Annotated in this window: 8 protein-coding genes and 1 riboswitch; of the genes, 6 read left to right on the top strand and 2 right to left on the bottom strand. The window is 38.0% G+C overall.

What is annotated here, in order from left to right; genetic code table 11:
- Positions 1–70: 70 nt before the first annotated feature.
- Together ribA and C9J38_RS06895 are read right to left on the bottom strand one after the other, a co-directional pair.
- A complete protein-coding gene (gene ribA / locus C9J38_RS06900) occupies positions 71–670 on the bottom strand; it encodes a GTP cyclohydrolase II (protein ID WP_199188082.1) in 600 nt (199 codons plus the stop codon).
- Between the two features lie 268 nt (positions 671–938).
- Positions 939–2,216, bottom strand: coding sequence for an alpha/beta fold hydrolase (locus C9J38_RS06895; RefSeq protein ID WP_107206434.1), 1,278 nt, complete (start codon positions 2,214–2,216; stop codon positions 939–941).
- A 656-nt stretch (positions 2,217–2,872) separates the two neighbouring features.
- Here C9J38_RS06895 and C9J38_RS06890 point away from each other — a divergent pair.
- From C9J38_RS06890 to C9J38_RS06865, 6 genes are all read left to right on the top strand, one after another.
- Positions 2,873–3,982, top strand: coding sequence for an EAL domain-containing protein (locus C9J38_RS06890; RefSeq protein ID WP_233218475.1), 1,110 nt, complete (start codon positions 2,873–2,875; stop codon positions 3,980–3,982).
- A gap of 163 nt (positions 3,983–4,145) precedes the next feature.
- A riboswitch (Fluoride riboswitch) is annotated at positions 4,146–4,213 on the top strand.
- A gap of 221 nt (positions 4,214–4,434) precedes the next feature.
- Positions 4,435–5,127 carry an iron-sulfur cluster assembly scaffold protein gene (locus C9J38_RS06885; protein WP_005368217.1) on the top strand — a complete coding sequence of 231 codons (693 nt, stop codon included), beginning with the start codon at positions 4,435–4,437 and terminating at the stop codon, positions 5,125–5,127.
- 65 nt (positions 5,128–5,192) lie between these two features.
- Positions 5,193–6,197: a GGGtGRT protein gene (locus C9J38_RS06880; protein WP_107206433.1), complete on the top strand. Its 1,005-nt coding sequence runs from the start codon at positions 5,193–5,195 to the stop codon at positions 6,195–6,197.
- Between the two features lie 256 nt (positions 6,198–6,453).
- Positions 6,454–7,359 (top strand): manganese-dependent inorganic pyrophosphatase, encoded by a 906-nt coding sequence (locus tag C9J38_RS06875; protein WP_107206432.1) that lies wholly within the window; start codon positions 6,454–6,456, stop codon positions 7,357–7,359.
- Between the two features lie 407 nt (positions 7,360–7,766).
- Complete coding sequence (locus C9J38_RS06870) at positions 7,767–9,011, top strand: outer membrane protein transport protein (RefSeq protein ID WP_107206431.1); 1,245 nt, start codon at positions 7,767–7,769, stop codon at positions 9,009–9,011.
- Positions 9,012–9,047: 36 nt separating this feature from the next.
- On the top strand, positions 9,048–11,480 hold the full coding sequence (locus C9J38_RS06865) for a VolA/Pla-1 family phospholipase (RefSeq protein WP_107206430.1): 2,433 nt from the start codon (positions 9,048–9,050) through the stop codon (positions 11,478–11,480).
- The last annotated feature ends 15 nt before the right edge of the window (positions 11,481–11,495 follow it).

Raw genomic sequence — 11,495 nt, 5'->3', positions numbered from 1 at the left:
TCAGAAAAATTGCACAGAAACAAAAAAGCCCTGCGAGCAATACAGGGCTTCTTTTTACAGATAATACAACTTAACTTTCGAAATATAAGCGATGATGACCATGACTTGCTTTGGTTTTAAGATAACTTTCATTACCATCTTTTACATGCGCTTTAGTACCAACAACTTCAACAATATTGATACCATTTTCGCTTAATTCACGAATCTTTTTAGGGTTATTAGTAACAAGTCGAATCTCAGTTAAACCCAGTGCTTTCAACATATATGCCGCTTCACTGAAATCACGTAAATCGTCACCAAAACCTAGATGATTGTTTGCTTCATATGTGTTCATACCTTCACTTTGAAGCTTATAAGCATCAATTTTATTGTACAAACCTATACCACGCCCTTCTTGACGAAGATAAAGAATAATACCGCCTAACTCCCCCATCTTTTCAATAGTTTCATCTAACTGTTCACCACAGTCACATCGAGATGAGTGGAAAACATCACCAGTTAAACATTCAGAATGCATACGCACCAAAGGTGCTGTCGTTTTATCTGCATCTTTAAAAATAACGGCAACGTGTTCTTTACCAGACTCAAGCCCGTTGAACGAAAGCAAATCTGCAGGAATATTGCTTTTTAAACCAACTTTAAAAGGCACTCTCGCCCTAACATTTACCATATTCTTCCTAAGCATTTTCTAATACTCGATCATAAGGAATGCTATTGCTTATGATGACTATCGACTTAATTTCAACTTGTGAATAATAGCGAAAATTACCACATGACAACAGTACTGCGCTTTAAACAAAGATAATACGTGATTAATCGTTTAAAAAGATCACCAACAGGTTAAATTTATCGTACTGTGCAGCAGGAACTCACGTGTACCATATATCAATATGTTATATTATAACACAAATAATACCTAAGCAATTTGCTCAACTATTTTATAGGTTATCGGCTAACGTCATTAATTTAGATAAAATAACTTCTCCAGCAACACCTAACCCATTATGTTCATATTCATTTGTTACCCACACTTTAGCCTGATTTAACCCTGCTAGTGTTTGGCAACTTAAATCATAATCAACATACATATCATCAACATAGACAGCAGCAGCAACGGGAACGGTATTGTTCGCTAATTGCTGAGCATCATATAAGCAAGACCAATCATCTTTCACTGCAAGTAATTCTGCCGCAATCTTTAGTGGTTGTAAGCAATGCAGTTGATCGAACATCCACGGATAGACCATCTCCCCTGTGAAGAAGAAATCCCCTCCCTTTGCGTAATTAAATTGCGGGTATTCACTCCGTACACGTTGCGCTGACCAGCTCGACGCTTCATGTTGGCAATATATAGATTCATGCAAAATAGCGTAGATAGGATTTGTCTGATAGCTTTGCTCTAATAACATTTGGTTTAAAAAGCTGTAGCTCAACTCAGGCTGACCACCAACCTCAACAAAAGCTTCATCAAGCATGTAGTACATCGCTAAATCACCACCACCTCGACCTAAATTAATCCCCCACAGTTGGAATTGTTCAACAGTAAATCGTTGACCATTAGGTAACCGAACATCATTGTCCAATAAGAAATTAGCAATATCGACACATTGCTGTTGTGCATTAGGAAAGCGAGAAAAGAAACCATTATTTTTACCGAGTACACGTTTATAAGTTGCACGGTAAACGTTATCAGCATGCCCTGTTATCGGTGGAATACCCCCCGTTAAATAAGCACGTGTTAATGACTCAGGGTAATAAGATAAATAATGCAATGCACAGAACCCACCAAAGCTTTGCCCCAAAATAGCCCATTGTTTAATATTTAATGCTTCACGAATAAATTCAGCATCTTTAACAATATTATTAGCGCGAAAATAACTTAAATAGTTTGTTTGCTGCTCTGGTGTTTTATCAGACAAAGTTTGATGAGAAACCGGAGTACTTTTCCCTGTACCTCGTTGATCAAGCAGTAATACGCGGTATTTTGTTAATGCCTGCTTAAGCCAACCTGAATTGCCCGTCGGGCGTGGCGATGGAAATCCAGGTCCTCCTTGTAAATAAACTAACCACGGTAAATCATCATTTTCGTGGCCTTGCTTCACCACTTCTCGAGCATAAACAGTAATTTTTTCTTGATGTGAATCTCTATAATTCAGCGGAACAGTAAACCAATGTGATTTAAATAGTAAACCATCACTTTTATATATTTTTTGCATTTACTGCAACTCCATTATTAGGTCAATTAATAATACAATATTTAACATAAGGTTATATAACCGTTAAAATATATAACCACAAGTGCTAATTTTCTAGTCATTTATTCAATAATTGTATTTATATTTGAAACAAACAGCTAAAGAATAATAGAATATACCTAGTTAGAATCTATGCTAATTTAAATATCATGAATAACAATTTATTACTTCGTTGGAAGCAACCTTTTATAATTCTTATTATAGGTTTAGGCTCTATCTTTTTAATGCAGTATTTTATAAAAGTTAGTTTATTCCAATATGGACTGTATAATCGTGTCAATTTAAAAAATAAAGCCAATGAGCCGGATACCATGGTATTTGACTCAGGCATAGACGCGTTAGTGCCTACATTGTACCTTTCTGATAATGAGGGGGTTGCTCTATCTACAGGTATAGAAAAGTTAATACCAAAGCTAACTTTTACATGTTCAAAACATGATATTAAAGAAATGCGATTAGCAAATGATTTGTCGAGTAACATTCATTATCTTGGACTGTTCACTCCTCACAGTAGTTGTTCAAATTACGGGATAAATTAACCTATAAGTGATAACTACAATAAAGAAAATGCAATCACGCTTGAAGACTATGTGGTTACTTCATATTTAGGCAGTCGCTTGAAAATAATTCGTAATTTGCCTAATGATACCCATTTAATCACAATTACCGACCCATTAAATCGTCAACTTTATTTTAATAACACAAATGATAATAATGTTGTTATTAATATTATTTATAAGGATAAAAAAATTCAAATCCAGTCGAAGATTAAAAAAAATATCTTTTATCATGAATTTAAAAAAAAGCTGACAAAAAACATTTATCTTGAAGTTTTTGTAACTAAAAAAGGATTAACGGATATTGTTCATTCAGAGCTTTTAATGGTTAATGTTTTTTTATGCATTCTACTTGTTATTACATGTATATTTTTAGGCCTTCGCCCTCAACAACGAACAGTTAAAATGGCTATTGAACGGGGTATTAAACGCAAAGAGTTTATCCCTTTTTACCAGCCTATTATTAATTCAATGACAGGCTCAATTATCGGTTGTGAGAGCTTAATTAGATGGTGTAAAGCAAATGGTGAAATTATTTCTCCTGCTAACTTTATTGATATTGCCGAACAGAATAAACAAATTTACGAGATAACAGATCTTTTAATATCACAAGTAGCCGAGGATCTTTCAAAACTAACTAACATCCATGACAACTTTTATATCAGTATTAATGTCATACCGCGTCAACTTCAAAATCAAACGTTTGCAACAAAATTACTCAACACATTATCTTCAGCGCAAGTGTCTAATCACCGTGTTGCGATAGAAGTAACCGAGAGAACTCAGTTCACAAACGTAACCTCAGCCAAAGAAGTGATGCAGCGATTAATTGACCATGGTATTTCCATTAAGCTCGATGATGCAGGAACGGGGTTCGGTGGCTTTAGCTACTTTCAAGAGTTACCCATCAGCACCTTAAAAATTGACAAAATGTTTATTGATACAATCGGTACTTGTGACGTTAAAGCCAATATATTAAACGCTATCATCAGCTTTGGAAAAGAAGCAAAATTGACCATGATTGCGGAAGGTGTGGAAACACAAGAACAAGTCAATTATTTAAGAGACCAAGGCGTATTTTTAATTCAAGGTTATTATTACGCAAAACCAATGCCCTTTTCTGATTTAGAGAAATATATTAATAACAATTTAAAAAAAGATAATCATTAGAGACTAATGAGAATATAATGATATTTATTCTCATTCAGTTTTTTCATATTTGAAATCTTTATTCTTTTTTTTAAATTACACGGCATTAGAATAAAAGCGTATATTTATCTTATCAGAGAAAGAGATATTTATATCTCTATATCGTATGCCATAAATAATAGGTTTTATGGCGGGAGATGATGTTCCTCCTTTAACCGCCTTTCAATAAAGGATAATGACGTCTAACAACATTCGACTTTAAATCGTCGAGGACCGTGTATTTGTTTAAATGGATATTTATAATTTTAATTAATTATATTAATTTTTGCATTCGTCGCGTTGTTATTTCATTTTTGTCCTCTTCTATTTTCTGCTCGATAAAGAATTATCAATTCAACACGGCTGAGCGTTATACAACTCTTTCCTACTCTGAGTTTTATAATTAGTAACGCGGTGTCTAGTGAGGCAGAGCAATGCAATACTCAACTGAAGTACAAAATATGTGTCCTATCTCTCGTGGTCCACATCACGAGTCTGCACCCATTCCTGTTGAAGGTCGCTGGGTACAACCTAAAGATGTTATTGCAATTTCTGGTGTTAGCCACGGTTGTGGTACTTGTGCACCACAACAAGGTGCTGCAAAACTAACTTTAAACGTGAAAAACGGTATCATTGAAGAAGCATTAATCGAAACTATCGGTTGCTCAGGTATGACTCACTCTGCAGCAATGGCTTCAGAAATCATCACTGGTAAAACTATCCTTGAAGCACTAAATACTGACCTAGTATGTGATGCTATCAACGTTGCAATGCGTGAAATCTTCCTTCAATACGTTTACGGGCGTACACAAACGGCTTTCTCTTTAGACGGTCTACCAATTGGTGCTGGTCTTGAAGACCTTGGTAAAGGTTTACGTAGCCAAGTAGGTACGCATTACGGTACTCGTGAAAAAGGCCCTCGTTACATGGAGATGGCTGAAGGTTACGTTACTAAAATCGCACTTGATGACAACGACGAAATCATCGGCTACCGCTTCGTTAATATCGGTAAGATGATGGAATCTATCGGTAAAGGTGTTCCAGCAGATCAAGCAATGGAACAAGCAACAGGTCAATATGGTCGTTTTGACGAAGCGGTTCGCACAATCGATCCTCGTCACGAATAATCAGCCAAGCTGTTATCCATATATTCAATTACACCTAATTTGCTAAATTTATTGAGGATTTTATCATGGCTGCATTATTTGAAAGCTTTGATCGTCGTATTAACCAAATCACACCCGTTCTAGAACAATATGGTTTTTCTTCACTTGAAGAAGCGCGTCAATACATCGAAGATAAAGGTGTTAACGCTTACGATATCGTAAAAGAAACCCAACCAATTGCGTTTGAAAACGCATCATGGGCATATGTTCTAGGCGCTGCAATCGCACTAAAAGAAGGCGCAAAAACAGCGGCTGAAGCGGCTGAGTTTTTAGGCCAAGGTCTACAAGCATTCTGTATCCCAGGCTCTGTTGCTGACCAACGTAAAGTGGGTTTAGGTCATGGTCGTCTAGGTGCGCGTCTTCTAAGCAATGAAACTCAGTGTTTTGCATTCCTAGCAGGTCACGAATCCTATGCTGCAGCTGAAGGTGCAATCAAAATCGCACTAAACGCAAACAAGGTACGTACTAACCCACTACGCGTTATTCTTAACGGTTTGGGTAAAGATGCAGCTTACCTTATTGCACGTATTAACGGCTTTAACTATGTACAAACTCAGTTCAACTACACAACTGGTGAACTTGAAATCGTTAATGAACGTCGCTTCTCTCAAACACAACGTGGCGAAATTAACTGTTACGGTGCTGATGATGTGCGTGAAGGTGTAGCGATTATGCACCGCGAGAATGTTGATATCTCTATTACAGGTAACTCGACTAACCCTACTCGCTTCCAACACCCAGTGGCTGGTACATACAAAAAAGAACGTCTAGAAGCAGGCCAAGATTACTTCTCAGTTGCATCAGGCGGCGGTACTGGTCGTACTCTTCACCCAGATAACGTAGCGGCAGGTCCTGCATCTTACGGCCTGACTGACACCATGGGTCGTATGCACTCTGACGCTCAATTTGCTGGTTCTTCATCTGTACCTGCTCACGTAGAAATGATGGGCTTAATTGGTATGGGTAATAATCCAATGGTTGGTGCAACAGTGGCTGTTGCAGTAGCAATTGAGCAAGCGCAAACCGCGTAAGCAGAAATTTAAAATCTTTATCTTCAAATAACGATAAAAGGCATGGTTTTAATTAACCATGCCTTTATTTTTTCAGCTAGTTGTTAATTTTGTTGAATATAAGAAAAAAATCTCTAAAATCCTCGGTACTCAATAAACTTGATAACACTTATACCTATAAAAAAGCAGGCTTATAGGTATAATCGGCTGTAATTAAGTTAAATCGTATTACGTCATTCAGTTAAATATTATTGCATGACTTAGTTAAGGAAACATCATGATCCAAGTAGTAGGTCACAAAAACCCTGATAGTGATAGCATTTGCTCAGCACTAGTTTGTACAGCGTTTCTTAAAGCACGTGGTCTTGAAGCGACAGCAATTCGTCAAGGCGAAATGAACCGTGAAACTCAACACATCCTTGAACTTGCTGGCGTTGCAGCTCCTGAGCTACGTACAAGTGTTGCTGGCGAGAAAGTATGGTTAGTTGACTACTCTGATCTTGCTCAAGCACCTGACGACCTAGCAGACGCTGAAGTTGTAGGTATTGTTGACCACCACCGTCTAGGTGATGTAATGACAATCAATCCAATGGAAGCATGGATCTGGCCTGTAGGTTGTACTTGTACTGTTCTATTTAACCTATTTAAGATTGAAGGCCACGAAATCACACGTGAACTTGCTGTTCTTATGATGTCTGCAATCCTATCTGACACTGTTGGCTTCGCATCGCCAACATGTACACAAAAAGATAAAGACGCAGTGCACGAGCTTGCTCAAATTGCTGATGTTCAAGATCTTGAAGCATTCATTAAAGCACTACTAATTGCAAAGACTGACATTGAAGGTCTTACTGCTGCGCAATTAGTTGATAAAGATCTTAAAGGCTACCCTTTCAACGACCGTGACGTTGTTGTTGGTCAAATTGAACTTGCAACACTAGAGCAAGTTGACAGCATGATTGAAGAGCTTCAGGCAGATCTACAACGTCGTTGTGACGAAGAAGGTTTAGCGATGGCTGCACTAATGCTAACAGACATTACAACAAGTACGACTCGCCTACTTTACACTGGTGATTGGAACAACATTTTAGACGCGCATGCAAAAGATGGCGTTCTAATGATGGAAAATACGCTAAGCCGTAAGAAACAAGGCTGGCCTTGGCTACAAACTGTACTGGCTTAATCATTAAGTTTTAGTACTAGCCACCAAATATGACGCGATAGGAGCTCTCTCTTATCGCGTTTTTTATTCCAACACATTCTATAGTTATCGATATAAACTATCGTTATTAGCTGTCATTTTTTTCTGAAGCCAATACAGCGACCTTCTTTATTTTTGTGCTTTTTTTAAACAATTTATAATTTACACGACTGATATTAGAGCAAATACTTTAATTTTAAGCTCATTTTATTTGTATAAAAAAACAACGTGAAGAATAAAACACAGCCAAACAAACGCTATTTATGTGACAATTGTCAAATTTACTTAGTATTCTTTTTAGGTATACATATACTTCTCTCTCTAAAAATAATGCCGCCATTTAGCACCCCAATGGAAGAGCAAGAAGCTAATAAAAAGAGAGACAGTTAATGTCCATTAAAAAACGTTATATTACATGTGTTATTGGTCTAGCCATTTCGAGTCAAAGCTATGCTGCTGGCTACCAAGTATCAGAACATTCAGCTGCGGGTTTAGGTCGTGCCTACGCAGGCGATGCTGCCTTTGCTGATTCTGCCGCCGTGTTAGCTCGCAACCCTGCCGCGATGACCTTATTTAAACACGCAGAAGTTTCTACCGTAGCAAGTGTTGTCATACCTTCTGTTGATATTTACGATCATAGCTTTGATCAAGGCGCAAAAAATATCGCCCCCGTTAGCTTTGTTCCTGCGGGCTATTATATTCAACCAATCAATAACAAAGTCGCGGTTGGTCTTGCACTTTTCAGTAATTACGGTGTAACAACAAAGTACCCTAACGATTTCAACGCAGGGTTATTGGCAGGCAAAACGTCCCTTGAAACATTCAACTTTAATCCAAATATTGCCTACCGTTTAAATCCACACTTCAGCATTGGCGGCGGTGTTAGCCTTGTTTATGCTAATGCCGAGTTTGATCGCCGTTTAGGTGTACTTTCATTGGCGGTTCCTAATAGTCAACCAAGTGACCATGCAATCAACTTAAAAGGCACAAGTTGGGGCTGGGGTTGGAATATTGGCGCACTTTATGAATTAGATCAGAATAACCGTTTTGGCCTAAGTTACCGCTCACAAGTTAATCTTAACTTTGATGGTGATTTTACCGATTATTTAGGCTCAATAACCGGTAAACCACATAACACTGTTTCTGCTAACCTTTCGTTACCGCTCCCTGCTATCGCAGAGTTTTCTGGTTTCCATCAACTAAATTCACAATGGGCGATCAGCTATAGCTTACAGTGGACACAATACAACAAGTTTAAAGAAATTCGTGCCACTAGCTCACAATGTAAGCCAGGCTTTAATGGTCAAGTTGGTACCTGTTTACTGAAAAAAGAAAATTACAAAGATACCTATCGTTGGGCTGTCGGTACGACTTACACAATGAATGATGAATGGACACTTCGTTACGGTTTTGCCCTTGACCAAAATGCAGGCCAAGCAACACTAAGTATTCCAGATACTGATCGTTACTGGTATTCAGCAGGTGCGACTTACCACTTCAACCCAGATCTTTCTGTCGATATGGGTCTTTCATACATTCACAGTAAGAAAGCCACCTTCGTTGAAGATAACAGTACGTTTACCTCTCGTGGTAAAGCGTATCTTGTCGCTGCACAGCTTAACTATCGCTTTTAATGCGTTGTAACTAATTAATTATTTGGAATAAATAAAATGAAATTTAATTCAATCGCATTAATCGTCGCGTCTGCATTAAGCATGGTTGGTTGTGGTGGCGGTAGTCAAACGACCGTTAAACCAACCATTGATCCTGATATTGCAGACAGCTTAAAAGCAGAAACAAAGATTGATTTTGATTTACTGTCAGCTAATAAAACCATTGTGATCCCTAGCTATCTAGGTATGGATGCACAAGATGGCACATTAGCGACACGTGAAGGCGCAACTGCACCTGAAATCGCAATGGGACAAACCGATGGTTGGAGTACAACTCAGCCTATTACGATTAATTTTAAAGGTAAGGCACTTGATCCTGCAACAGCAGCGAATAGCTTTTACTTAATTAAATCAGGCGATCCTACCAACCCTGACGATACCACACAGCCTACACAATTATCCCAGCAAAACGGGGACTTTATGGTGACGGTTTCTGGCAATAGCTTAATTGTAATGCTGCTTAAGCCTCTGGATCCATCAAGTAACTATATGTTTGCATTAACAAATGATCTTAAAGATGTAAATGGTAAAGCGGTAGGTATGAGCAACTCTTACGCTTTACTAAAAGCTGATAGCACGCCACCAGCCAAAGCATTAATTCCAGCTCAAAAGATCACCCATGCAACAGAGGAAGCATTCCATAATATCGTTAAAAAACGGGATATCATTTTCTCTTCATGGTTTACCACATTATCTGTTGGCGATGTATTGTATGCTGCAAAAATGGCGACTCTACAGACAATTTCAAAACAAATTGAAACAGATGAGCCTGTGATTGCTAGTGACGACATAGCAAACCAAGATAATCTCTATAAAATAACACGACCGCAACTTGGTGGAGCAGATGGAGCAACAACACCTGCTGGTAATGAGATTTATACTGGAACCGTTTTTCTTCCTTATTATTTATCTACAGACAGCCATAAAATATCCTCAGCCCCTAACGCACCAGAGAAATATTTAGTCAGCCCTTGGAAAAGTGATATGCCAAGCCTTGCGAAAATTAAATATATTCTGACTAACGGTAGTGAAGCTGATAAACGCGCGATTGCTTCTCAACTTTCAGATCTACATATCTCTGACATAGATCTTGCAAAAGTAGCAACAGATAAAGCGACACAAATTAAAGTACTAACAGCACTGAAAGGTCAAAAGTTAACGCTAGCTAATGGTAAGCAACTCGATCCAGAAAGATTGATCACTCGTTATAGTCCTGTTCCCCAACTACAATCAGTTGCGGCAGTACAATATAATTTAATCATGCCGAAGTTGGACAAAGAAAACCAAGAAAAATGTAAGCAGTCAGGTTACAGCGTGACGATTTTCCAACACGGTGTAACATCAAATAAAGAGCAATTTGTTTATTCGAATCCAAGCTTACCTGACAAAATTATTGGTAATCAATGTCGAGCTATTTTTGCTATTGATTTACCTCTTCATGGTACTCGAGGTGTCGGTGGTAAGAACGCTTCAGAAGATCCAAAGATGTTTCTAAACTTTATAGATCTTGCTGTAGCTAGAGATAATTTACGTCAAAGTGTTATTGATGTTGTTAACTTGCGTGCAATCATAGGCAAAGTAATAACAGACTCTGATCCTAGTGAATTAGGGGAACAACTGTCAGCATTATCTCTTAATAATGGTGTAAGTTTTGCTGGTCACTCTCTTGGCGCTATTACCGGTGTTGATGTCGCAGACATCGCGAACAGAACTGTATTTAATGACCAGTATAATAAAACGTTATTTAATATTGATACCGTTGCACTCGCAAACCCAGGTGCTGAAATACCATACTTACTACTAAACTCGCCAAGTTTTAGTGATCTCATTAAAGGTGGAATAGTTGACGCGACTAACTCATCATTCTCTAAACAATGTGGTAACACAAATCTTGCATTGTGTTTTAAGAGCTATATTGCACAGCTAAATACAAGTAAAGATTCAGGGAACTCACTGGCCCAAATAACACTCGATACTTTAAATGACAATTTTAATAAGTTTGCCTATGCCGCGCAAACCGTCATGGATCCAGCAGATCCAATAAATCACGCTTCATTTATTCCAAAAACAACCGCTGTTTTATTAGAAGAAATGAAAAATGATATGGTGATTCCAAATAAATCAACACAAGGCACGGATCCAATTTATTCACCATTTACAGGAACTACGCCACTTCTAAAACCACTACAATTGACTCAAACACTCAAGTCTGTAACAGGGTCACCTCTGAAAACAGCGGTGAGATTTGAGGGTGGATATCACAGTTCAGTGCTTACACCTCTGAATCCATCCGAGCTATCACAGCCCGCAACAGAACAAAGTATTGCTGCAACAAATGAAATGCAGAGTGTTATCGCCTCATTTATTAATAGTAAAGGAACATCGCTTACTATTAATAATGGCAGTGTTATTACTTCATTTTATGATTAATAGATAACAAAGAGA

Source organism: Photobacterium sp. GB-210, assembly GCF_003026075.1.
Taxonomy (GTDB): domain Bacteria; phylum Pseudomonadota; class Gammaproteobacteria; order Enterobacterales; family Vibrionaceae; genus Photobacterium.
This window is presented reverse-complemented; position numbering and strand designations above follow the sequence as displayed.